This is a genomic window from Bombella mellum, assembly GCF_014048465.1.
In the GTDB taxonomy this organism is placed as follows: Bacteria; Pseudomonadota; Alphaproteobacteria; order Acetobacterales; family Acetobacteraceae; genus Bombella; species Bombella mellum.
The window spans coordinates 41291-62898 of record NZ_PDLY01000002.1; the positions used below are offsets into that span (position 1 = coordinate 41291).

Here is a 21608-nt window from a genome sequence, read left to right on the forward strand (position 1 = left end):
CCAAACAGGGACATAGGGCCCGCATGAGGGAACGTATTCTCGTTCATGGTGCCGAAACCCTTGCTGATTATGAATTGTTGGAGGTTCTGCTTTTCTATGCCATTCCAAGGCGGGATACGAACCCGCAGGCCAAGGCATTGCTGTCAACGTTCGGAACGCTCGGAAAGCTTCTGCAGTCTTCTGCTAATACCCTAGAGAAGCATGGGCTGAGCAGACGGCTCATCTCCCTTCTGGAACTTCCTGTTCTGGCAGCGCGCTCCCTGATGGAAAATGATGATGATGTTCCTCTTCAGCTGAGCGATGCAGGGGCTTTGATGAAATACCTGCAAGGTACCCTGCACAGGATGGATGGCCCGACCATCGGGGTGATCTGTCTGGACAGTAATAACGGTCTCATCACTGAGAAAACATTTCCGGCAGGCAGCAATCTTCATGCTCTTCATCGCCCGATTGCCTGCCTCCTTCTTTCCTGTCATGCGACAGCCGGGATCATCGCCTATTATCATCCACGGAGTCCGGCAACGGCCTTGGCTCCCGAGGTGCGAGGCCTGAAGCAGGCCTTGCAGAGTTTGGGCATTACTATTCATGAAAGTGTACTGATAGGGGAGGGGTGGTATGTCAGCATGAGTGAAGCGGGGCTTCTGTGATACCGTGACGGCAACGACACGAGAGACATTTCACAGAATTGCTTCATTCATTGTCTCCGGGGAGGAGGCGAGAGAGGAATTGACGAAGGAGCTTCTCAGACATCATTCATCGCTGTCCCAGCTCATTTTTTCACATCCTTCAGACCGAGATCATGTATCGAAAGATAATGTTTCATTGGTCGTGTTCTGCGCCGTTCTGAAAGAACTGGCGCATCGTTACGGGCGGTCCCTGCTCCCTGAAGGAGATCTGCTCCAGCAGCCTGAACTGCTGCGGGATTATCTTATGGTCCATATGGCCAGAGAGCGGGTTGAACAGTTCCGTCTTCTGTTTTTGGATGTAAAAAATCATCTTATCCGGGATGAGATACAAGGCCGTGGGACGATCAACCATGTTTCAGTTTACCCAAGGGAAATTGCCAAGCGTTGTCTGGAGCTGGATGCCGCAGGCATCATCATGGTCCACAATCACCCGGCTGGACAGCCCAATCCATCCCGGGGGGACATCATCATGACCCAGAATATCGAGATGGCCCTGCAGGTCATAAACGTGAAGCTGATCGATCATTTCATCATTACGAAAAAAGCCCAAACCAGCTTGCGCCAGCTTGGGCTCCTTTCCTCAGTTTTGGAAGCCGATCAGCTGTCCAGTTCTGGCTGATAGTGTGACAGTACCATGTCGCCGGGCAGGCCGCCACGGGGGAAAATACGGTTCACATGCCCCATCTTGCGACCGGGACGGGCCTCTTCCTTGCCATAAAGGTGGATGGATGCATTTTCTTCCCTCAGAATCTCGGGAAGGAGAGCCATGTCGTCCGGGCCAATGAGATTATGCATGTAGGCATCGGAGTGACGCCGGGCCGGGGGTAGGGAAAGGCCTGCCACGGCACGGATGTGCATTTCGAACTGATCCACCAGACAGGCATTCATGGTCCAGTGCCCTGAATTGTGAGGGCGGGGAGCAATCTCATTTACGAGAAGACTGCCATCCGTGCCTTCGAACAGCTCAACACCCATGATGCCAACAAGATCCAGTTTTTCGGCCAGCGTGGCCGCCAGAGCCTGTGCTTTCTGAGCCAGTTCTGGCATGATTGGAGCGGGTGCTACAGAAACCCGCAGGATACCCTGACGATGGTGGTTTTCTGCGACATCAAAGCAGCGGACGGTTCCGTCCAGACCACGGACGACCATCACGCTGATCTCACGGGCGAAATCAATATGCTGCTCAGCGACGAGTGGATAGGGGAGGCTGTCGGCTCTCTGTAGAAGGTCTTGGAAAGCCGCTTCATCAGGAAGACGGAACTGTCCTTTCCCGTCATATCCAAAACGGGTAGTTTTCAGGATACAGGGGAAACCGAAAGACGGGAGGGCCTTCAGGTCATCGGGAGAAGCGACCTCTTTCCAGGGAGCTACGGGCAGACCATGCGTCCCCAGCATCTTCTTTTCCGCAATGCGATCCTGACTGATTTCCAGAATATGCCCAGACGGACGGACAGGACAGAAACTGGCCAGATGTTTCAGGCCGGCAGCACTGATGTTTTCAAACTCGAAGGTGATGACATCACAGGAGCGGGCGAATTCTTCCAGAGAGGTCGGATCATCATATGACCCGACCGTAAGCCTCGCAGCCGTTTCGGAAGCGGGGCTGGCCTCGCTGTCTGAAAGGATATGAACTTCATAACCCAGCCGAGCCGCCGCCACAGCAGACATACGCCCCAGCTGACCGCCGCCGATAATGCCGATTCTGGCCCTTGGGGCCAAAGGAGACGCAGTCATCTGGCAGGTACCTCGGCAACTGAGGCTGTCTGTTCGGAGCGAAAGGTCTCCAAGGCTTCTGTCACTTTCCCATCTGAGATGGAAAGGATCGAAGCCGCAAGAAGAGCCGCATTGACAGCTCCGGCTTTTCCGATGGCAAGCGTACCGACCGGAATACCCGCCGGCATCTGCACTATGGAGAGCAGACTGTCCTGCCCTTTAAGAGTCCGGCTTTCTACAGGAACACCCAGAACTGGCAGGGATGTCCAGGCTGCACACATGCCCGGGAGATGGGCGGCTCCACCGGCACCGGCAATGATGACCTTCAGGCCCCGGTCGCGGGCCGTACGGGCATAATCGGCAAGGCGGTCAGGAGTCCTGTGGGCAGAAACGATGCGGACCTCATAAGCGATGCCCAGCCTGTCCAGCTGCTCACAACCATGCTGCATGGTGTCCCAGTCGGACTGGCTGCCCATGATCACACCTACAGAAGGCGTTGATGAGGCATTCATGGTGTCGTTCTCCACCGGTTTTAGAAGCTGCTGCCCGTTTCGTCATGGGAAGGGAAGAGACTGTTCGGATCGAGGTTCTCGTGTCCTTCCTGAAGGGGTTTGCCTTCCCTGACAAGACGGTCATTGGCCGCCTGTACGGCAGCATTCAGGTCCGTCTGCGTGCAGAGACCGAGAATGACCGGGTCGCGGGGTTTGATGTTGGTGCTGTTCCAGTGCTCACGGTTGCGGATCTTGGCAATCGTGTCTTTGGTCGTGCCCAGAAGACGGACAATCTGCGTATCGTTCAGCTGCGGGAACTGCCTCAGTATGAAGGCGATGGCATCAGGACGGTCATGACGCTTTGCCACGGGGGTGTAGCGGGCCCCCTTGGCCCGGCGGGCGACAGGATTGGGGCTGGCAATCAGCTTGAGGCGGGCAGAGGGGTTGGCCTCACAACGTTTGATTTCAGCCTCGGTCAGCTGGTTATTCTTGACGGGATCGTAGCCGTTGATCCCACCGCCAACCTCACCATCTGCGATGGCCTGAATTTCCAGCGGGTGCATCCCACAGAAAACGGCTATCTGGTCAAAGGTGAGGCCAGTTTTTTCAATCAGCCAGACGGCGGTCGCTTTGGGCATTAGCGGCAGGGTCATGTACGCAGTCCTTTGCAGAGCGGTAAAATGGTCCGGCATCTGGCAGGGCCCGGGCCACTCTGGAAAAGAATCACCCGCCACCCTCGTGAGGGGCGGTGCCTGCACAATGCACGACATTGCGGGCAGAATGCTCCAGAGTGTAAGAGAGGTCAAGACAGGATGTCTGACTGCTGAAAAAAGAAACCCTCCTGTCTCCGGGCAGGAGAAGGAGGGTTTTCAGGCGTTCGGGAAGAACCGTCCGTCTTACTTCTTGATGTTCCCGATGCCGGAGAAACGCTTGTTGAACTTGGCAACCTGCCCCCCGGTATCCAGAATACGCTGGACGCCCGTCCAGGCCGGATGAGTCTTGGGATCAACGTCCAGACGCAGCTTTGCGCCAGGTTCGCCGTAGCAGGAGCGGGTCTTGTACTCGCTGCCATCAGCCATCACGACCGTGATTTCATGGTAGTCGGGGTGGATGCCGGATTTCATAACATTTCCTGAATCTGTAAGAGAGAGCTCCGATACCGACCGGAGCAGACGGTGTCCTCATATAAGATTTTTCCTGAAAAATAAAGGCTGGGTGTCTTCTTTTTCCGGTCTGTCGAAGGTTAAGAATGTCATACAGTTTTGCCATATTGTCCTGTATGATAAGGTGCGGTTTATGTTCATGACAGCAGCCTGTCATTGCATCTGTTCTTCACCCTAGGGAGAGGGTTCATAATGAGTCGTGTCAAATCACCCGGTTGGCTGACGGACTTTCACAAGTTCATCATGCGTGGAAATGTTGTGGATCTGGCAATCGGTGTGGTGGTCGGTGCTGCTTTCAGCTCCATCGTCAACAGTGCCGTGAAGGATCTTCTGACACCGGTTCTTGGCTGCTTGACGGGGGGCGTTGATTTTTCCAATGTCTTCATCACCCTGAAGGGACCGGTCAAGGCCACTCTGGCAGAGGCGCAGAAAGCCGGAGCCGTGACCATCAATGTTGGTCTGTTCCTGAATGCCGTCATCCAGTTTCTGATCATTGCTTTCTTCATCTTCTGGGCGATGAGGCTGATCAGCAAGCTGCATCGTCAGGAAGAGGCCAAGCCAGTTGCTCCGCCGGAACCTTCCAAGGAAGAGGTGCTTCTGACGGAAATTCGTGACATCCTGGCTTCACATTCCGTAGAGAAATGAAACGTTTTCTGGTCAGCCTATCTGGTGTTGCCTTGTCAGTCGGCCTGTGGGGTGGACATGTGAGGGCGGATGATGCTGCCTTTGGTGTGCCTCTGTCACCGAATGCGCATCTGTATTCCTATTTCATCATAAACGGGATGGCCCGGGGAGCTTTCCTGATGGGGAAGCTCCATCAGAAGGACATGCCCGTGCTCATTCAGATGGATGAGGCAACCCGGAAGGCGGTTGTACACAATCTGGACTCCCAGACCATACGATCCGACTTTCGGGCGGATCAGATACTGACCCGTTATCTTGGTCTGATACAGAAATAGCTTCCATAAGCCTACATTTCATCTGCATGAAAAAGGGGGGACACTCAGGTGTCCCCCCTTTTTCATGGTGGTCAGAACTCTGGAAGCTCAGCTTCCCCGACGCAGTCTTTTCTGGCCCATCAGAAGCAGCAGCGGGGCTGCGATGAAGATGGAAGAAGACGTTCCCACCACGATGCCGAACAGCATGACGGTGGCAAAGCCAGTCAGGGTGCTGCCACCAAACAGGGCCAAGGGGAGGGCTGCAAGGAAGACGGTCATGGAGGTTCCCAATGTCCTGTTCAGGGTTTCATTGATGGAAAGGTCCAGCAGTTCCCGCAGTGGCATGGTACGGTATTTGCGCAGGTTCTCACGGACACGGTCATAGACGACGACCTTGTCGTTCGTGGAATAACCCAAGATGGTGAGCAGTGCTGCTACCATGACGAGGTCAAACTCGAAGCGGGTGACCACCAGAAAGCCGATGGTTTTGGTCAGGTCCAGAACCAGCGTGATGACGGCACTCAGGGCAAATTCACGTTCAAAGCGGAACCAGATGTAGATGAGGATCATCCCGAGGCTGAACAGGAGGGCCAGCACGCCATCCCGGAACAGTTCGGAAGACACGGAGCCTCCAACAGCATCGGCCCGCTGTATCTGTACGCCCGGGATGGCCTGAACGATTATGGTGCGGACATGATCCACCAGCTGCTGGGTGACGTGTTCATCCTCACCACCTCGGGGAAGGTTGATGGCGATGCGCATGTCCTGTGGAGATCCGAAGGTCTGCACGGAAGCGGCATTGACATGTCCGGCCTTGAGGATTTCCCGCATGTGCGCCGGGTCTTCAGCAGTGGGGGAGTGGGTCTCCACGATGACGCCACCACGGAAATCCAGGCCCAGATTGAGGCCTGGTGTGAAGAACAGCACCACCGAGGCGATGGAAAGAAGGGCGGAAATGATCAGACCGGCATGACGCCCACGCATGAAGCGTATCTGTCGGTCATCACGTACGAAACGGAGAAGAGGACGAGAAAACATGGCGATCAGACCGGCAGTTCCTGTGGGCGTTTATGGGCATACCAGCGGACAATCAGCATCCGGGAGAGGACCAGCGTCGTGAAGAGCGTGGTGGCAATGCCGATGGTGATGGTCAGGGCGAAGTTTCGGACAGCTCCCGTACCGAAAACGAAGAGCATGACATGGGCAAGAAAGGCCGTCGCATTGCTGTCGATGATCGTGCCTGTTGCCCGCTGGAAGCCAGCCTGGAGAGCCTGAAGTGGTTTGCGCCCCTGCCGGACTTCTTCCCGGATGCGCTCGTTGATGAGGATGTTGGCATCCACGGCCATGCCGAGGGTCAGCAGGATGCCTGCCATGCCCGGAAGAGTCAGGGTTGCCTCAAAGAGTGACAGGATGGCCAGTATCATGACGAGGTTGGCAAAAAGGGCGATGTCCGCATACAGGCCGAAACGGCCATAGAAAAGCAGCATGAACAGGACGACCAGCACGAAGCCAACGGCCAGACTGATGACGCCTGCATGAATGGAGGCCACGCCGAGGCTGGGCCCGATGCTCCGCTGTTCGACGACGGTCAGCGGGGCGGGCAGGGCACCAGCCCGCAGCAATACGGCAAGGTCAGAGGCAGACTGGGCGGTGAAGCTGCCGGTGATGATGCCACGGCCGGCCGTGATGGGGCCATTGATGACCGGACTTGTCAGGATATGACCGTCCAGTACGATGGCGAAAGGCTTCCCTACGTTCTGTGTCGTGATGCGGGCGAAGTCATCCGCTCCCTTGTTGTCGAATTTCAGCTCGACGACCCACTGTCCTTCGCTCATAGTGGCGGCGGCGTCGGTCAGGTTGGCCCCATCAACATCGATCCGATCCTCGACGGCAATCTCTCCGCGCCCGTTGGGCAGGGGGAGCATGGTCGTGCCCGGTCCTGCATGAGTCGGATCCGGGGACACGAGGTGGAACGTCATGCGGGCGGTCGTACCCAGCAGGGTCTTGATGCGCTGTGGGTCACTGATGCCTGGCAGTTCCAGGACGATACGGTCTTCCCCCTCACGGGCGATGCTCGGGTCGATGGCACCGGTGCTGTCGATGCGGCGGCGGACGATCTCGATGGAGCGGGAAACGGCTTCCCGGGCCCGGGCGCGGACAGCCTCTTTTGTCAGGCTGACGATGAAATGCCCGTCTTTCTCATCGACCGCCAGCTCTCCGGGAATGGAGGGTGTCAGGTCGTTCAGGACCTTCCGGTCATTTTCTTTTTCACTGTCGGAGCGTGGGGTGACCAGTACGGCGGCAGCCGCATCATCCCTTTGGATATCACGATATCCCAGATGGGCACTGAGCAGCCCCTGTCTGATTTCACCTTCAAGGGACTGTAGCCGATCGTGCTGGAGTGTCTTGGTATCCAGCTGCAACAGGAGATAGGAGCCTCCCCGCAGGTCAAGGCCAAGATGCACCTGATGCCAGGGTAGGGATTGTGAAGGGGCTTTAATGAAATTAGGCAGGCAGAGCAGGACACTTATCAGGCAGATGCCCACCACGCCTAACATCCTGAGGCGGCTGTAATACAACATAGGGGGTTAGAGAACCTCAAAAATGTGGAAATGGAGAGGTCAGGACCAATCTCACAATTGGGTGCTGACCATGCCCTTTTAAGGGTTTTATTGCAACCATTATGCCGGGTTGGCTGGTGCCTTGCACCGCTTCGTGTCGGTGCTATGCTCAGAGCCATGAAGAACAGACAGGTCCTTGATGTAGCCATTGTAGGGGCGGGATATTTTGGTCGTTTTCATGCCCTTCAGGCTGCCCGGCATGAAAGGGAACAGTTGGTCGGGCTTTATGACCCGGACCAGATACGTGCCCTGACGGTTGCCCAAGAGGTCGGTGCGGCCGTCTTCAGGACATATGAAAGTCTTCTGGAACGCTGCAAGGCGGTCATCATAGCTTCCCCGGCCGAGACGCATCATCGTCTGGCACGGCAGGCTCTTGAGGCCGGGTGTCATGTTCTGGTTGAAAAACCTTTGGCGTCCACGGAGGAAGAAGGGGAGGAACTGGTCCGTTGCGCGAGTAGGCAGAGACGTGTTCTCCAGGTGGGGCACCTGCTGCGTTATTCAGCAGAACATGCCGCCATCAGGAGCCGCATAAAGCACCCGCTCTACATCGAAGCAACAAGGATTGCTCCATACAAGACACGTGGGACGGATGTATCGGTCGTTCTTGATCTCATGATACATGATCTCGATTTCATCTTGTCACTCGTGGACAGTCCCATTCTGGATATCGATGCGATGGGGGCTACTGTTTCCAGTCCCAGTGAAGATATTGCGAATGCCCGCGTGCGTTTTGAGAATGGATGTGTTGCCTCCATCACGGCCAGTCGTATTTCCTTCAAGACGGAACGGAAGATGCGTCTTTTTGCACAGGAAGGATATCTTTCGGCAGATTTTGTAGGGCGTAAGCTGGTTTTCATCAACCGTGAGACAGGCCTTACTCTACCAGAGGCCAACGGCTTTCGGCGGGAGAGTGTTCACTGGAAAGAGCATGACAATCTGGCAGCCGAGCATGATGCCTTTGTAGCCTCATGTCTCGATGGTAAACGAATTGTTGTTGACGGACGGGCCGGATTGAGAGCACTTGAAGCCGCCCTACTGGTGGGGAGAAAAATAAAGGCTGCGCAGGAGATGATCCGGCGTTCAGGCCTGATTGACTGACCAGACCACGATCATAAGGAATATCGTCATGAACGTGACGGAGTACACACAGCAGGTCAATGCGATCAATCCGTATCTGAGTCTGCTTATTTTTGCCATTCTGATGCTTTCCATGCTGGCCATGTACTGCCTGCCCAGCATCATTGCCATCATGCGGCAGCACCCGCAGAAATGGCTGCTTGTTGCCCTCAATATCCTTGCAGGATGGACCGGGCTGTTCTGGATTGGCCTGCTCATCTGGTCCTTGTGGCCAAGGGAGAAACTGGTTTCTTCTGATGGAAGTCAGAACTGGGGGCCCTATCAGGCCCATGACCGGTCACAGTCCCTCGGTGAGACATTTGTTCGCCCTGAATATACTCTTGAACAGCTGCATCAGATGAAAGAGCGTGGAACTTTGACAGAGGCAGAATTTGTCAAGGCCAAGGAACGTATCATCAACCGGCTCTGATGTCTGTTGTCCTCCCGGTCTGTGGGACAGGCCGGGAAGGACATGTCAGTTTTCCAGTTCTTCCCGTTTGCTTTCCAGCTCTACCCAGCGTTCTTCTGCCTGGCTGAGTTTTTCTTCCGTTTTGCTCAAGGCAGCCGTGATTTTTTCAAACCGGGCAGGATCACGGTTATAGAGTTCAGGATCAGCCAGTGCGTTCCGGCATAGAGCTGCGTCCTTTTCCAGCTTTTCAAGAAGCTCAGGCAGCTGGTCCAGTTCCCTCTGTTCCTTGTAGCTCAGTTTGGTCGAGCTCCTGTTCATTGGGCGGGAAGATGGCTTCTGTCCATTCTCGGGGGAAAAAGGATTGGCTTCTTTCTGCTGACGTTCGGCAGGAGTGCGGCCTCTGCGCTGGGCCAGCATGTCGGAATAACCGCCAGCATATTCTATCCAGCTGCCGTCACCTTCAGCCACAAGGGTGGAGGTTGCCAGCCTGTCCAGAAAGTCACGGTCATGGCTGACGAGCAGAACCGTACCTGTGTAATCCCCCAGCATGTCCTGCAACAGGTCCAGAGTTTCCAGGTCCAGATCGTTGGTAGGCTCGTCCAGCACCAGCAGATTTGAAGGACGGGCCAGAGCGGAGGCAAGAGCCAGCCTTCCCCGCTCCCCGCCGGAAAGGTGGCTGACTGGTGTGCGGGCCTGCTCCGGACGGAACAGAAAGTCTTTCATGTAGCCGATGACATGACGCTTTTCCGTGCCAACCTCTACCAGCTCACCATGTCCATCGGTCAGGAAGTCCGCAACGCTCTGATTCCCGTCCAGAGCACTGCGCTGCTGATCGAGTGTGACCATCCTGATGGATGGACTGCGGCGTATGTCACCTTTCTGTGGTTCAAGATCGCCTGTCAGAAGGCGGAGAAGGGTGGTTTTCCCGGCACCATTGGCTCCGCAGATGCCAAGCCGGTCTCCCTTGGTGATTTTGAGTGTCAGGCCGTTTATGAGAGACCGTTCAGGATAGGCCCAGCCTATCCCGTCTGCAGCGACGACAATCTTGCTGGTGTTCTCGGCTTCGCTGGCCTCCATCTTCAGGGTGCCACGCTGCCGGGACGCTATGTCACGTCTTTCAGCCCGCAGGTTGGCAAGCTCCGCCACACGTCGGACGTTCCGTTTGCGCCGGGCGGTGACACCATAGCGCATCCAGTCTTCCTCACGGGCAATCTGCCGGTCCAGCTTATGAGCTGCCCGTTCTGCCAGTTCGATCTGTTCATCCCGCCAGGCCTCGAAATGGACGAAACTGGCGTCAAGCCTCTGTGTCCGGCCCTGTTCGAGCCAGATGACGGCCCTGCACAGGGTTTCAAGAAAGCGGCGGTCATGGCTGATGATGATCATGCCGGCCCCGGAGGCCAGAAGTTCTTTTTCCAGCCAGGCAATGCAGGGGAGATCCAGATGATTGGTCGGTTCATCCAGCAGTAGAAGGTCCGGCTCTACGGCCAAGGCACGTGCCAGTGCACTGCGGCGGGCTTCTCCTCCTGAGAGACTGGCACAGCTTTCCGTGCCCTCCATGCCCAGTTCACTCAGCATGGCCCGGGCACGGTAATGGGTCGTTTCATCCAGGTCTGCCGTCACGTAGTCGAAGACTGTCTCCCAGGCGGAGAGGTCCGGTTCCTGTGGAAGATAATGAACCTTCAGGCCGGGCTGAAGAAAACGCTCGCCATTGTCCTGTTCCAGCTCTCCTGCGGCAATGCGCAGAAGGGTGGATTTGCCAGAACCGTTCCGTCCGACGAGACAGAGCCTTTCACCAGCTGATACCGAGATGTCGGCTCCATCCAGCAGGGGACGACCGCCAAGCGTGTAGGAAATGTTCTGTAGATTGAGAATTGGTGCAGACATGGTCCCCTGATGTGAGGAAGACGGACAGGATTTGCAATACAAAACAGGCAGTAGAGTGGAGAAAGATTTTTCCGATGGAAAACTTTTACTCTGTCTGTTTTTCTTTTGTCTGCTTCGCCTGTATATGTCTCCGCATGAAGGCAGACAAGAAAATGCTAAAAAGCTGGGTGCGGCAGCAAAATCGCGCCAATCGCTCGGCTACCCTGTTGCTGGCTCTGGTAGGGATGTTCAATGTCCTTGCCGGAATGGTGCTGGTCTGGAATCTGGCTATCATTCTTGCCGAGGTGCTGGCTGGTGGACAGAAGGTGGGGATGTCCCATCTGTTCCTGTTCATTCTCGCATCTGTTGCCCGCATCATTCTGGGATATGTGCAGGAACTTCTTGCTGCGGCCAGTGGTGAGAAAGCCCGTAAACGCCTGCGGCGTGAGCTGCTCGCCCGTTTCTTTGCGCAGGGACCTGCGCTTCTCCGGCACCAGCATAGTGCGTCCCTGGCTGCAATGTTGACGGATCGTGTCGAGGCTCTGGAAGGGTATTTTGCCCGTTGGTTACCTGCCTCTTCCCTCTGGGTTGTGGCCCAGTGGTCTGTGGTGCTGGTGGTGTTCTGGCAGGATCATAGGGCGGGTTTCATTCTTGGCGGATGCTGTCTTGTCCTTCCGGTTTTCCAGGCCGTTTTTGGTATTGCTACAGCTATCGCTTCCCGTCGGCAGATTCTGGCACTTAACCGTCTTCAGGTACGTTTTCTGGATCGTATCCGTGGTATTGCCACCATCGTACTGTCCGGTAATGCGGAGAAGGATGCCCAGGGGCTTGGGCAGGCTGCGGACGAGCTGCGTCGCCGGACCATGAAGGTGCTGCGAGTTGCGTTCCTGACCTCCGCCTCAACTGATATTGCCATGATCGTTGCTCTGGTCTGGATCGTGATTGATCAGCGTCATGGTCTTCTCCATGCGGGTTCCGTCCATCAGATGGCGGGCATTCTTTTTGCCGTTCTCATGGTGCCTGAAGCTTTTGCACCATTCCGTGCTCTTTCTGCTGCCTATCAGGACAGGGCACAGATCACCAACAGTGGTGAGGCCATACAGAAGCTCCCTGCCTTGCCCGAAAGTATGAACCAGGTGGTTTCCGGTCAGGCCGTTCCGGAACATACCCGTCATGGAATTGCACTGGATGTGCGGGGCGTGTCTTACCGATGGGTGAATGATCATCCTCTGGCTCTGGATGATGTATCGTTTCATCTTGAAGCTGGAGATGTGGCCGTGCTTACCGGTCCTTCCGGTGCTGGTAAGTCGACCCTGATAGAAATGCTTCTGGGCTTCATCCGCCCTTCTCAGGGAGAGATACTGCTGGGCGGTGCTGATCTTCAGACTCTTCATCCGTCCGACGTGACACGCCAGATAAGCTGGATTGGACAGAAACCCGTCATCTTCGCCGGTACGCTGCGTGACAACATCATGTTCGCAGCTCCAGAGGCCTCCGAAGATCAGCTGAGGGATGCTCTTGAGGCGTCGTCCGTCAGGGATTACCTGCCACTTCTGCCTGATGGGCTGGACACCAGACTGGGAGAGGGAGGTTTTGGACTCTCTGGCGGACAGGCACAGCGTGTTGCCATTGCCAGGGCTTTTCTGAAAAATGCTCCTCTGCTCATCATGGATGAACCGACAGCCCATCTTGATCCGGCAACGGAGCGGGACATTCTCGTATCCCTGCGGCGGCTCCTGAAGGGGCGTACGGCCCTGATTTCCACCCATTCCTCCCAGTTCCATACCATTGGTGAGACAAAACGTCTCATCATTGAACGTGGAAAGGTCACGGTACAGGAGACATTGTCATGACGCAGCTGCGCTCTCTGTGGAATGTATGGAAAGGTCGTTGGGTTCGTCTGTTCGTCGGGCTGATACTGACAGAACTGTCTGTCTGTTCCGTTTTTCTCCTCATGGGGCAGACAGGGTCCAGGCTGGGGCTGATTGCTGTGGGGGGAGCCGCTGCTTTCGGGCTTCTGCGTTTTGCCGGGGGCTTGCGTGTAATCCTCCGCTATTTTGAACGGCTGGTCACACATGATGCTACATTCCATGTGCTGGCAGACATCAGGTTATGGTTCTATCGTCAGCTGGCCGGTGGTGCCGCCGCAGGTCTCGGGTTCCGCAGGTCCGGCGATATGCTTTCCCGCCTGGTGGCTGACGTGCAGAGCCTGGACAGTCTCTATCTGCGCATACTGGTGCCTCTGGCAGCGGCTCTGCTCAGCCTGCCCATCGTCATTCTGATCTGCCTGAGAGGAAGCTTCCTGTTGGCACTCTGTATCGGTCTTCTGTTCTGTCTGACCGCTTTCGTGCTGCCTGCTCTCATGGCGAGGCTTTCCTATCGCTGGGGACCAGAACTCCAACGGACGCAGGCTGACATGAACAGTCAGGCTCTCGATCTAGTAGGAGGAATGAGAGAGCTTCGGATTTTCGGACAGGAAGATGTGGCCACAGAGCGGTTTCTGGCTGCTGAAGAGGCTTTCTACAGGATGCAGCGTCGTCGGGATCGGGCCATGGCGCATGTTCATGCTCTGGCTCTTCTGCTGACACGTCTTGGTGTCGTCTGTGCCCTCTGTGGCTGCGCCGGGCTGGTATTCCCGAAGGAACAGGCCGTGATGGGTATTACCGTCCTGTTCGTGGTCATGACAGCTCTGGACAATATCGTCGATCTACCGCGGGCTGGTCTTCTCTGTGGTCAGGTGCTTCATGCAGCGGAGCGTGTGGCAGAAGCGACTGCCATGCCACAGGGGACACCGGATGAAGGGACGCTTCCTGCACCGGCCGGGCATGAGATTGAGGTCCGGAATGTCACGTTTGGTTGGACAGAGGACAGGCCTGTTCTGAAAAATGTCAGTCTTCGGTTGAGAGAGGGGGAGCGCACGGCCCTGATCGGTCCTTCGGGAGCTGGGAAGTCCAGCCTAGCTGCTCTGCTGCTCAAGGTGATGTCTCCCGGGCAGGGTAGCATCACGCTCGGCGGGGAGAACATTGCAGACGTCAGAACCGAGATGGTGAGGGAAAAGGTGGCCTGGTTGTCCCAGGCCAGTCATCTGTTCGATGATACGATCCGGTCCAACCTGCTTCTTGGCAGGGATGACATTTCTGATGATGCCATGTGGGCTGCTCTGGAGCAGGCCCAGATTGCTGATTTTGTTCGTTCCCTTCCTGATGGTCTGGACAGCTGGATAGGTGAGAATGGCTCACATATTTCTGGTGGGCAGGGGCGGCGCATCGCCCTGGCACGAGTTCTGCTGTCGAAAGCTCCGGTCCTGATACTTGATGAGCCGGGAACTGGGCTGGATGCGGAAACCGAAAGAGCCTTCCTGTCCACCCTGAACGGACTGGACCGTTCCCGTTCCATTCTCCTGATCACGCATCGTCTGACAGGAGTGGAACAGCTTGATCATCTCTGGACCATCCAGGATGGAAGTTTGACCTCCCGGAGCCTGTAGGTGTGTTTTTGCCGCTTTGCTTCGGAGCATATTGACCACGGGGCAAAGCAAGGGCAGTTAGGGGAGGTATTCTCTATGGTTGATGGAAAGGATGCCCCATGAAGAGGGTCTCTGCTTTTGTGCGTCGTTATGCTTCCTTGGGAGCTGTTTCCCTCATGGCAACAGGGCTGCTGGCTGGCTGTGTCTCCCATCCGCCGCGGGATGATTATGTTGTCTTCTTTGACAAGGATTCCGTGACACTCAGCCCGACCGGTGAGGCGATTGTGGCGAGTGCTGTCAGTGCGGCACAGAAGCGTCATATCTCCCAGATCACCGTTTCCGGTTCTGCCGGGAAAAATGAAGATCCTGACGTATTGAAGAAGCTGGCCGATGCCCGTGCGGAGAATGTGATCGATGTGCTGGTAAAGGATGGGATTGGTCGTGATGACATCCGCAAGGAAGCCTTCGTCCCGACGTCGGTTGAAGAATCACGCGTGGCTCTCCGTCGTGTCACGGTCCATCTGGGTTCACATTGATTCCTGACCATGAACAGCCTGACGATGAGTTCCATGAGGGGATAGGCAACCCGATTGACCGTTTTCCCCGTTACGTTGGAGAGACTCCGGAGACCGTTCTTCATCGTGTCTTTGGTTTCCCGGCGTTTCGAGGATTACAGGCGGAAGCTGTTCAGGCTGTCATGGAACATGAGGACGTTCTCGTTCTCATGCCTACAGGAGGCGGAAAAAGTCTCTGCTATCAGGTTCCGGCCCTGTGTCGTAAAGGTGTGGGGCTGGTCGTATCCCCCCTGATTGCCCTCATGGAGGATCAGGTGGCCGGGTTACGGCAGCTGGGTGTGAGGGCGGCCGCTCTTCACTCGGAGATGGAGTATCAGGATCAACTGACGGTTCGTGAGGATCTGACGTGTGATCAGCTTGATCTTCTCTATATTTCTCCCGAACGTCTGCTTACCCCTTATATTCTTGGTCTGCTGGGACGGTGCGCACTGTCACTCATTGCCATCGACGAGGCGCACTGTGTTTCGGCATGGGGACACGATTTCCGGCCAGAGTACCGGGAGTTGGCGAATCTGAAGAAACTGTTTCCTCAGGTTCCCAGAATTGCTCTGACGGCCACGGCTGATCCTCGGACACGGCGGGACATACTGTCTGCGCTGGATATGCCGCAGGCCCGCATCCTTATGGGCAGTTTTCATAGGGAGAACCTGTTCCTTCAGGCTCAGCCGAAACTTTCTGAAATGCGGCAGGTCATGGATGCACTGCGTCTTCACATGGGGCAGGGGGCGGCCATCATTTATTGTGGCAGCCGCAAGAAGACAGAGAGCATGGCTCGCCAGCTCAGGGAGAAGGGATATACGGCCTTCCCATTTCACGCCGGCATGTCTCCGGCGGACAAGAAGAACGTCCTGATGCGGTTCCGGTCTGGTGAACCAATGGTCGTTGCAGCCACCATTGCTTTCGGCATGGGCATAGATCGGCCTGATGTGCGGACGGTCATACATCTTGACATGCCGACCTCACCGGAAGGGTATTACCAGCAGATTGGCCGTGCTGGCCGGGACGGAGAACGGTCGCATACACTTCTGCTATATAGCGGTGAAGGAGTTGCCAGGGCACGATACTGGCTGGAAGAATCCCAGGTGCCGGAGAGTGAGAAACGGGCGATGCAGGGGCGTCTGGAAAGCATGATCTCGTTGACGGAAACGACGGGCTGCCGGACGCAGGCCGTTCTGGCCTGTTTTGGGGAAAATCTTCATGAACCCTGCGGTCATTGTGACAACTGTCTGCATCCGCCATCTACCTTTGATGCTACCGAGGCGGCTCAGAAGGTTCTTTCCACTGTTTACAGGACAGGTGAACGCTTTGGTGCCATGCAGCTGATCGCCGTCCTTAAAGGCAAGATGACGGAGGCTGTGGAACGTCATGCCCTGCACCATCTGTCCGTCTTTGGAATCGGGAAAGACAGGACGGATGTGTGGTGGCGTATGGTTATTCGGCAGCTTATCGCCCGGGGGGCTATCGGCATGGTGGGAGATCATGGGGGTCTTGGGCTGCGACGGGAGACCGCCCGGCCTATTTTACGGGGTGATGAGTCGGTCAGTCTGAGAGAGGATGCGTCCCTGCGTCATCTGACAGCGATGGGAGAAAAGACAGGGAAGGGGAACTTCGCAGATGACCTGACTGAGGAAGAGCATCGTTACTTTCTGGCATTGAAAATGTGGCGGCGGGAGGAGGCTTATCAGCAGGAGATTCCACCTTATATCATTTTTCGGGATGTCACATTGAAGGAGATCATCCGTGCCCGCCCTACTAGCCGGCAGGAGCTGGGGGAGGTGCGGGGCGTTGGCCAGAGCAAGGTTGACCGCTACGGTGAAGCTGTTCTGGCCATATTGCAGGAGACTGTCTGACGATGTTCTGAAAAGAGTCTCTCAGGGACCGACGTGTTTTTCTTCCACGATGGGCTGCATACGGAAGGGAACGGTAACATCGCCGACATTCTGAAAATGAAAGACGAAGTCCAGAGTATGGCCCGGCTGGTATGTGACTTTCAGCCCATGGCAGATCAGGTGGTAGCCGCTTGTCGGGAAGAACAGCGTTCCTTCATGAGGGACAGCCATGCGCTGGAAAATGTCGTATGTCTGGCTCGGGGATTGGATGGCAACCTGACTGTTCCGGTTGGAGGTGACTGACTGGCAGCCGGGAGAGGTGATGCCACGGAGCAGAAAATCCGTCGTTCCGTGATTGGTCAGTGCAAAAGTACCGAAGGCAAAAGGTGCTTCTTTGTACCGTGTATGCAATGCGGTGTCGTCAATGGAAATGTTCTTGAGAGAAGCAGGCGCAGTATTTTCGGTGGCTAGAGCGGCTTCTGCACTTAGTCCAGCCAAAAAAACTGTCATTGCGAGGTGAATACGCATCATTCTGTTCATTATCCTTGTTCCCGCTACCGGAACCGGAGGGCAGTATAAAGAAAAAAGCCCTGCCATATTCCTCAATGCTGCTGTTTCCGATAGACTGTGCGGCAGACAGGGTCAAGGAAGACCCTGTTTTGGTTTTTCTTTTTGGAATATGCCATGCACTGCCCCTTTTGTGGAAATCAGGAGACGCAGGTCAAGGACAGCCGCTCGGTTGAGGATGGCACGGCCATCCGTCGCAGGCGTTTCTGCTGTTCCTGTACCCAGCGTTTTACGACCGTGGAGCGTGTGCAGCTGCGTGAGCTGACCGTTATCAAGGCGGATGGCCGCCGTATCCCGTTTGATCGGGACAAGCTGGCCCGTTCCATCCGTATTGCACTGCGAAAACGTCCTGTTGATGAGGTCCGTCAGGAGCGGTTGCTCAACGGTCTGGTACGGCAGCTGGAATCATCTGGCGATCAGGAAATCCCATCCTACAGGATAGGAGAGCTTGTCATGGATGCGCTACGGGATATCGATGGTGTGGCTTACGTCCGTTTTGCCAGTGTTTATAAAGATTTTCGGGAAATAGAGGCTTTCTCAAAGATTCTTGTTGATATGAATCGGCCTTCTGATCCCTCCTCTCAGGAGACACCATGACTGAACCGTCGTCAGCCACATCCCGCACACGCAGCCGGACCATTGCCCGCATGGCAGCGACCCAGGCCCTTTATCAGTGCGAACAGACGGGAGCCAATCCTGAGAATGTCATCATGGAATTCATCCGTCACCGGCACATTGCATCTACGGCAAGTTTTGATGATGGACACATTCCTGATGCAGACCTGAATCTTCTGGAGGAAATTGTTCGGAATACGGTGAAACGGCAGGACAGTGTGGACAGGGCACTGGGGAATCTTCTGCCAGAGAACTGGCCGATGGACCGTCTGGATCCGGTTCTGCGTGCTCTGTTACGGGCGGCCATTGGAGAGATGATGACGGAGCTTCCAGCCCAGATTGTCATTAATGAATATCTGGATGTGGCTCATGGTTTTTTCAGTGGTGATGAGCCGAAAATGGTCAACGGGATACTGGACAGGTTTGCCCGTCAGAAAGATGGGGACCAGAACGCCTGAAAAGGGAGGGAATTGTGGGAGAATTTGATTTCATAGCCCGACATTTCCGTCCTTTGGCTGGTGAGGGTGCCATGGAACTCCGTAATGACGGGGCAACCATGTCTCTTCCTGAGGGCGAGGAGCTTGTCCTTTCCAGTGATACCATGGTGGAAGGCCTGCATTTTCTCCCTGATGACCCTGCGAGGACCGTGGCTCAGAAGCTCCTGCGCTGCAATCTTTCTGACCTTGCGGCCATGGGCAGCTCTCCTCGACATTACATGCTGAATGTCAGTGTCCCGGTAGGGCGGCATTACGATGAAGCCTGGTTTGCTGAGTTCGCCGCTGGTCTGGCTGAGGATCAGGAACGGTTTGGCATCACCCTTCTTGGAGGAGACACGACAGGTAGTCCTTCTCCATTGATGCTGAACGTGACCATACTGGGAGCTGTCCGTCGGGGAGAGACCCTGCGGCGGGACGGCGGTCGGCCAGGGGATGGTGTCTGGGTAACGGGTACTCTTGGCCGTGCTGCACTCGGTCTGCAGGTACGGTTAGGCAAGATTGATGCTTCTCCGGACGGGATTCTTGTGCAGTCTTATCGGATACCTTCCCCACGTGTCGGACTGTCCCTTTATGGAATTGTCAGTGCAGCCATGGATATTTCTGATGGCCTTGTCCAAGATTGCGGCCATATCGCTGAGGAATCGGGGACGGCTATCACTCTTTTTGAGGAAGCTTTGCCACTTTCTGCCGAGGTGAAAGCGTATCTACCTGACTGGCGGGAGACCATTCTTCTGGGGGGGGATGATTATGAACTGCTGCTGACCTGTCCTGTGGAGCAGGAAGAGGCCTTGCAGACTCACTGTCGTGCACATGCTGTACCTGTCACAAAAATAGGGAAGGTCACAGAGGGACAGGGAGTGACAATGCTGGACAAAAACCATGAACCTATCCGTTTCACACGGACAGGATGGCAGCACTTCTAAAAAGAGATTTTATTGTAGGAGAAAAGAACCTTCTTCCCTGAGGTCAGGAAAGAAGGTTCTTTTCGTATAAACGATGTGTTTTGTGCGGATGAGGCACGAGTGATTCGGCCAAGTTACGCATGCCCGTATCGCTTTCCAGAACCCATCCCAGTTCGACCCATCGGTAAGGCAGCGTGTGGCCACGTCGCATCAGCTCCACGATGGCCAGCGACGGAAGAAGGGAGCCCAGCATCGTGCCACGCATTTTGCTGGAGACACCTAGAAGAATGACCCGAGCCGAACGAAATTTGTGCGTCGCAAGCCGATAACCCAGACGCATCCATCCGAGCGGTGAGGGGGAGCCGCCAAGGTCTCCTGCAATATCGTACAGATTGGGAAGCACCATGGCCATGGCGACGGGTTCGCCGTTCTGGTCAATCTGGACATAATGTTCAGGACGGAGAAGTGGCTTGATCTGCTCGATCATGGCCGTCATCTCGTAGTCCTGCATGGGCACAAAATTGTATTTGTGCGACCATGCATCGTTGTAGAGTTTGCGAAGAACCTCACCCTGAGTGGTGATTTCTTTTTTGGAAAGATCCCGGGTCGTGATGCTGCTAAGACGCCCCTGACCAAGTCTGAGATTGCCGGGAACCTTGAAACGTTCCTCCGTATTGCTGTCCAGATCCAGACGGTAGCTGAGCAGATTCTGGGCTGTCTCGTAGCCAGATTCACGAATGAGCGCATCCAGCCCTTTCGGGTGCCACGGAATGGCGATCATGGGAGCGGACAGCTGCCCCTCCACCATTGTGCCAGTCTCCGCATTTCCGCTCAGTGTGACCGGGCCGCGAAGCTTGGAAATCTGCCGTTTTCTGAACCAGTCTTCAACGGCCTGTAGAAGAGATGATACGATCCCTTTTTCAGGGATGGCATCAAGCGCACCAAACTGGCCGATAACTTCCTGCCAATGCTCAATTGCCTTATGATCGACTATGGCAGCGATTCGCCCGACAGGGCGTCCATCGCGCCAAGCGAGGAAATACTGGATTTCAGCGTGACGGAAAACCGGTGATTCCTTGGGGCTGAGCAGATGTCTCTGCTCCATGTCCAGTGGAGAAACAAACCCTTCCATTCCCTTATAGATATGGCGTGGAAGTGTGATAAAACGACGTAAATCTCCCCGTGTGTTCACGGGGCGAACATCGACCTCGGCATATTGAGAGTTTGGCGCTTCGCATTGCATAGCAATGGCTATACTCGTACACGGGCTTTCTCGCTAGAGGGCAAAAAAGAAAGGGGCCTCATGTCCAGACCAGAAAAGAACCCAATGACGCATCGGCATCATATCCTCATAACTGGGGCTTCCAGTGGTATTGGGGCTGCACTGGCAGAATATTATGCACGTCCTGGCGTTCATCTGACATTATGGGGACGGAGTGAAGAGCGTCTGGAAAAAACGGCGTCTGTCGTACGCACGAAAGGTGCAAGTGCAGACATACTCAGCATTGATCTGACAAAGGCTGATGACGCCCTGAAATCTCTCATTGAGGCTGATGATCAGATTCCGGTTGATATCCTGATCCTTTCCGCAGGGATGGCTGACATACGGCCTCATAATGCCCTGGCTGAGTCAGCAGAGACGGCTCTCAGGATGTCCATGGTCAATTTTGCCACTCCGGTGGCCATGTCTACCGAAATGGCCAACCGTATGGCCGCCCGTCGGCGTGGGCGCATTGCCATGATGGGATCGGTCGCTTCTTTCCACGATCTGCCACTGGCTACGGTCTACAGTGGATCCAAGGCAGGGCTTGGCCGTTTCAGCACTGCCCTTCAGGCAGCCATGACTCCTTACAATGTGCGGGTCTGCCTGATTGCCCCTGGATTCATTGATACTCCAATGAGCCAGCGTCTGGATGGTGAGCAGGCATTCCTTGTTCCGGTAGACAAGGCAGCCCGCAAGATCGCGCGGAGCATCAATCAGGGTAGGGGAGTTCTGGTTTTCCCGTGGGTATTCCAGCTGACCCGTCTTCTGGAAATGGTTCTGCCTCGTCCGATTGCTCATAGGATTTTGCGGAAGTTGGATGTCATGCAGCATCCGGAGAATGAGACTGGCGGTAACTGATAATTAATTATTGCCCTGTCGGCTGGACTCTTGCA

23 protein-coding genes are annotated in these 21608 nt (G+C 55.5%); 14 read left to right on the forward strand and 9 right to left on the reverse strand.

Annotation, left to right across the window (positions count from 1 at the left end; genetic code table 11):
• The first annotated feature begins 23 nt into the window (after nucleotides 1–23).
• Both CPA56_RS03270 and CPA56_RS03275 read left to right on the forward strand, forming a co-directional pair.
• The gene (locus CPA56_RS03270) at nucleotides 24–647 is read left to right on the forward strand and encodes a RadC family protein (protein ID WP_182040630.1); all 624 of its coding nucleotides are present in this window, start codon (nucleotides 24–26) and stop codon (nucleotides 645–647) included.
• Nucleotides 648–651: 4 nt separating this feature from the next.
• Nucleotides 652–1305 carry a JAB domain-containing protein gene (locus CPA56_RS03275; protein ID WP_326831287.1) on the forward strand — a complete coding sequence of 218 codons (654 nt, stop codon included), beginning with the start codon at nucleotides 652–654 and terminating at the stop codon, nucleotides 1303–1305.
• On the opposite strand, the gene CPA56_RS03280 is transcribed toward CPA56_RS03275, so the two are convergent.
• The 4 genes from CPA56_RS03280 to rpmE form a co-directional block, all read right to left on the reverse strand.
• Nucleotides 1284–2420: a 5-(carboxyamino)imidazole ribonucleotide synthase gene (locus CPA56_RS03280; RefSeq protein WP_182040632.1), complete on the reverse strand. Its 1137-nt coding sequence runs from the start codon at nucleotides 2418–2420 to the stop codon at nucleotides 1284–1286. The two genes, CPA56_RS03275 and CPA56_RS03280, sit on opposite strands and share 22 nt — an antisense overlap.
• Nucleotides 2417–2911, reverse strand: a complete 495-nt coding sequence (gene purE, locus CPA56_RS03285) for a 5-(carboxyamino)imidazole ribonucleotide mutase (RefSeq protein ID WP_182040633.1) — start codon at nucleotides 2909–2911, stop codon at nucleotides 2417–2419. The genes CPA56_RS03280 and purE overlap by 4 nt, the downstream gene beginning before the upstream one ends.
• Nucleotides 2912–2931: 20 nt before the next feature.
• On the reverse strand, nucleotides 2932–3543 hold the full coding sequence (locus CPA56_RS03290; protein ID WP_182040634.1) for a DUF1013 domain-containing protein: 612 nt from the start codon (nucleotides 3541–3543) through the stop codon (nucleotides 2932–2934).
• A 243-nt stretch (nucleotides 3544–3786) separates the two neighbouring features.
• Nucleotides 3787–4014: a 50S ribosomal protein L31 gene (gene rpmE / locus CPA56_RS03295; RefSeq protein ID WP_077395507.1), complete on the reverse strand. Its 228-nt coding sequence runs from the start codon at nucleotides 4012–4014 to the stop codon at nucleotides 3787–3789.
• Between the two features lie 231 nt (nucleotides 4015–4245).
• On the opposite strand from rpmE, the gene mscL reads away from it, so the two are divergent.
• Both mscL and CPA56_RS03305 read left to right on the forward strand, forming a co-directional pair.
• Nucleotides 4246–4698 (forward strand): large conductance mechanosensitive channel protein MscL, encoded by a 453-nt coding sequence (gene mscL / locus CPA56_RS03300; RefSeq protein WP_182040635.1) that lies wholly within the window; start codon nucleotides 4246–4248, stop codon nucleotides 4696–4698.
• Nucleotides 4695–5012 (forward strand): hypothetical protein, encoded by a 318-nt coding sequence (locus CPA56_RS03305; RefSeq protein WP_182040636.1) that lies wholly within the window; start codon nucleotides 4695–4697, stop codon nucleotides 5010–5012. Before mscL ends, CPA56_RS03305 begins: the two co-directional genes overlap by 4 nt.
• Before the next feature lie 87 nt (nucleotides 5013–5099).
• Here the strand turns inward: CPA56_RS03305 and secF are convergent, their stop codons facing one another.
• On the reverse strand, nucleotides 5100–6029 hold the full coding sequence (gene secF, locus CPA56_RS03310) for a protein translocase subunit SecF (RefSeq protein WP_182040637.1): 930 nt from the start codon (nucleotides 6027–6029) through the stop codon (nucleotides 5100–5102).
• A 5-nt stretch (nucleotides 6030–6034) separates the two neighbouring features.
• A complete protein-coding gene (gene secD, locus CPA56_RS03315; RefSeq protein WP_182040638.1) occupies nucleotides 6035–7573 on the reverse strand; it encodes a protein translocase subunit SecD in 1539 nt (512 codons plus the stop codon).
• A gap of 186 nt (nucleotides 7574–7759) precedes the next feature.
• Between secD and CPA56_RS03320 the strand changes: the two genes are divergently transcribed.
• Entirely contained in the window at nucleotides 7760–8710 is a 951-nt protein-coding gene (locus tag CPA56_RS03320; protein ID WP_326831295.1) for a Gfo/Idh/MocA family protein, read from the forward strand.
• Nucleotides 8703–9158: a superinfection immunity protein gene (locus CPA56_RS03325; RefSeq protein WP_182040640.1), complete on the forward strand. Its 456-nt coding sequence runs from the start codon at nucleotides 8703–8705 to the stop codon at nucleotides 9156–9158. Before CPA56_RS03320 ends, CPA56_RS03325 begins: the two co-directional genes overlap by 8 nt.
• Nucleotides 9159–9203: 45 nt before the next feature.
• Here the strand turns inward: CPA56_RS03325 and CPA56_RS03330 are convergent, their stop codons facing one another.
• The gene (locus CPA56_RS03330; protein WP_182040641.1) at nucleotides 9204–11021 is read right to left on the reverse strand and encodes an ABC-F family ATP-binding cassette domain-containing protein; all 1818 of its coding nucleotides are present in this window, start codon (nucleotides 11019–11021) and stop codon (nucleotides 9204–9206) included.
• Nucleotides 11022–11173: 152 nt separating this feature from the next.
• Between CPA56_RS03330 and cydD the strand changes: the two genes are divergently transcribed.
• The 4 genes from cydD to recQ all read left to right on the forward strand — a co-directional run bounded on the left by cydD (nucleotide 11174) and on the right by recQ (nucleotide 16891).
• Nucleotides 11174–12853, forward strand: a complete 1680-nt coding sequence (gene cydD, locus CPA56_RS03335) for a thiol reductant ABC exporter subunit CydD (RefSeq protein WP_229707365.1) — start codon at nucleotides 11174–11176, stop codon at nucleotides 12851–12853.
• A complete protein-coding gene (gene cydC / locus CPA56_RS03340; RefSeq protein ID WP_182040643.1) occupies nucleotides 12850–14487 on the forward strand; it encodes a thiol reductant ABC exporter subunit CydC in 1638 nt (545 codons plus the stop codon). Before cydD ends, cydC begins: the two co-directional genes overlap by 4 nt.
• 98 nt (nucleotides 14488–14585) lie before the next feature.
• Nucleotides 14586–15002 carry an OmpA family protein gene (locus tag CPA56_RS03345; protein ID WP_229707368.1) on the forward strand — a complete coding sequence of 139 codons (417 nt, stop codon included), beginning with the start codon at nucleotides 14586–14588 and terminating at the stop codon, nucleotides 15000–15002.
• 53 nt (nucleotides 15003–15055) lie between these two features.
• Complete coding sequence (gene recQ, locus CPA56_RS03350) at nucleotides 15056–16891, forward strand: DNA helicase RecQ (protein ID WP_407645646.1); 1836 nt, start codon at nucleotides 15056–15058, stop codon at nucleotides 16889–16891.
• Nucleotides 16892–16912: 21 nt separating this feature from the next.
• Here the strand turns inward: recQ and CPA56_RS03355 are convergent, their stop codons facing one another.
• Nucleotides 16913–17401 (reverse strand): copper chaperone PCu(A)C, encoded by a 489-nt coding sequence (locus tag CPA56_RS03355; RefSeq protein WP_182040644.1) that lies wholly within the window; start codon nucleotides 17399–17401, stop codon nucleotides 16913–16915.
• Between the two features lie 153 nt (nucleotides 17402–17554).
• On the opposite strand from CPA56_RS03355, the gene nrdR reads away from it, so the two are divergent.
• From nrdR to thiL, 3 genes are read left to right on the forward strand one after another with little or no spacing between them, the layout of a single operon-like run.
• Complete coding sequence (gene nrdR, locus CPA56_RS03360; protein ID WP_182040645.1) at nucleotides 17555–18034, forward strand: transcriptional regulator NrdR; 480 nt, start codon at nucleotides 17555–17557, stop codon at nucleotides 18032–18034.
• Nucleotides 18031–18510 carry a transcription antitermination factor NusB gene (gene nusB, locus CPA56_RS03365; protein WP_182040646.1) on the forward strand — a complete coding sequence of 160 codons (480 nt, stop codon included), beginning with the start codon at nucleotides 18031–18033 and terminating at the stop codon, nucleotides 18508–18510. Before nrdR ends, nusB begins: the two co-directional genes overlap by 4 nt.
• 11 nt (nucleotides 18511–18521) lie before the next feature.
• Nucleotides 18522–19472, forward strand: coding sequence for a thiamine-phosphate kinase (gene thiL / locus CPA56_RS03370; protein ID WP_182040903.1), 951 nt, complete (start codon nucleotides 18522–18524; stop codon nucleotides 19470–19472).
• A 43-nt stretch (nucleotides 19473–19515) separates the two neighbouring features.
• Here the strand turns inward: thiL and CPA56_RS03375 are convergent, their stop codons facing one another.
• Nucleotides 19516–20694 carry a GNAT family N-acetyltransferase gene (locus tag CPA56_RS03375; protein WP_182040647.1) on the reverse strand — a complete coding sequence of 393 codons (1179 nt, stop codon included), beginning with the start codon at nucleotides 20692–20694 and terminating at the stop codon, nucleotides 19516–19518.
• A gap of 84 nt (nucleotides 20695–20778) precedes the next feature.
• Here CPA56_RS03375 and CPA56_RS03380 point away from each other — a divergent pair, with 84 nt between their 5' ends.
• The gene (locus tag CPA56_RS03380; protein WP_229707369.1) at nucleotides 20779–21573 is read left to right on the forward strand and encodes an SDR family NAD(P)-dependent oxidoreductase; all 795 of its coding nucleotides are present in this window, start codon (nucleotides 20779–20781) and stop codon (nucleotides 21571–21573) included.
• The last annotated feature ends 35 nt before the right edge of the window (nucleotides 21574–21608 follow it).

What these genes read in the sequence shown, in the direction of transcription:
- CPA56_RS03270 (WP_182040630.1), top strand. Translation starts at nt 24, where the DNA reads ATGAGGGAACGTATTCTCGTTCATGGTGCCGAAACCCTTGCTGATTAT.
- CPA56_RS03280 (WP_182040632.1), bottom strand. Translation starts at nt 2,420, where the DNA reads ATGACTGCGTCTCCTTTGGCCCCAAGGGCCAGAATCGGCATTATCGGC.
- purE (WP_182040633.1), bottom strand. Translation starts at nt 2,911, where the DNA reads ATGAATGCCTCATCAACGCCTTCTGTAGGTGTGATCATGGGCAGCCAG.
- CPA56_RS03290 (WP_182040634.1), bottom strand. Translation starts at nt 3,543, where the DNA reads ATGACCCTGCCGCTAATGCCCAAAGCGACCGCCGTCTGGCTGATTGAA.
- rpmE (WP_077395507.1), bottom strand. Translation starts at nt 4,014, where the DNA reads ATGAAATCCGGCATCCACCCCGACTACCATGAAATCACGGTCGTGATG.
- mscL (WP_182040635.1), top strand. Translation starts at nt 4,246, where the DNA reads ATGAGTCGTGTCAAATCACCCGGTTGGCTGACGGACTTTCACAAGTTC.
- CPA56_RS03305 (WP_182040636.1), top strand. Translation starts at nt 4,695, where the DNA reads ATGAAACGTTTTCTGGTCAGCCTATCTGGTGTTGCCTTGTCAGTCGGC.
- secF (WP_182040637.1), bottom strand. Translation starts at nt 6,029, where the DNA reads ATGTTTTCTCGTCCTCTTCTCCGTTTCGTACGTGATGACCGACAGATA.
- secD (WP_182040638.1), bottom strand. Translation starts at nt 7,573, where the DNA reads ATGTTGTATTACAGCCGCCTCAGGATGTTAGGCGTGGTGGGCATCTGC.
- CPA56_RS03330 (WP_182040641.1), bottom strand. Translation starts at nt 11,021, where the DNA reads ATGTCTGCACCAATTCTCAATCTACAGAACATTTCCTACACGCTTGGC.
- cydD (WP_229707365.1), top strand. Translation starts at nt 11,174, where the DNA reads ATGCTAAAAAGCTGGGTGCGGCAGCAAAATCGCGCCAATCGCTCGGCT.
- cydC (WP_182040643.1), top strand. Translation starts at nt 12,850, where the DNA reads ATGACGCAGCTGCGCTCTCTGTGGAATGTATGGAAAGGTCGTTGGGTT.
- CPA56_RS03345 (WP_229707368.1), top strand. Translation starts at nt 14,586, where the DNA reads ATGAAGAGGGTCTCTGCTTTTGTGCGTCGTTATGCTTCCTTGGGAGCT.
- CPA56_RS03355 (WP_182040644.1), bottom strand. Translation starts at nt 17,401, where the DNA reads ATGATGCGTATTCACCTCGCAATGACAGTTTTTTTGGCTGGACTAAGT.
- nrdR (WP_182040645.1), top strand. Translation starts at nt 17,555, where the DNA reads ATGCACTGCCCCTTTTGTGGAAATCAGGAGACGCAGGTCAAGGACAGC.
- nusB (WP_182040646.1), top strand. Translation starts at nt 18,031, where the DNA reads ATGACTGAACCGTCGTCAGCCACATCCCGCACACGCAGCCGGACCATT.
- CPA56_RS03375 (WP_182040647.1), bottom strand. Translation starts at nt 20,694, where the DNA reads ATGCAATGCGAAGCGCCAAACTCTCAATATGCCGAGGTCGATGTTCGC.
- CPA56_RS03380 (WP_229707369.1), top strand. Translation starts at nt 20,779, where the DNA reads ATGACGCATCGGCATCATATCCTCATAACTGGGGCTTCCAGTGGTATT.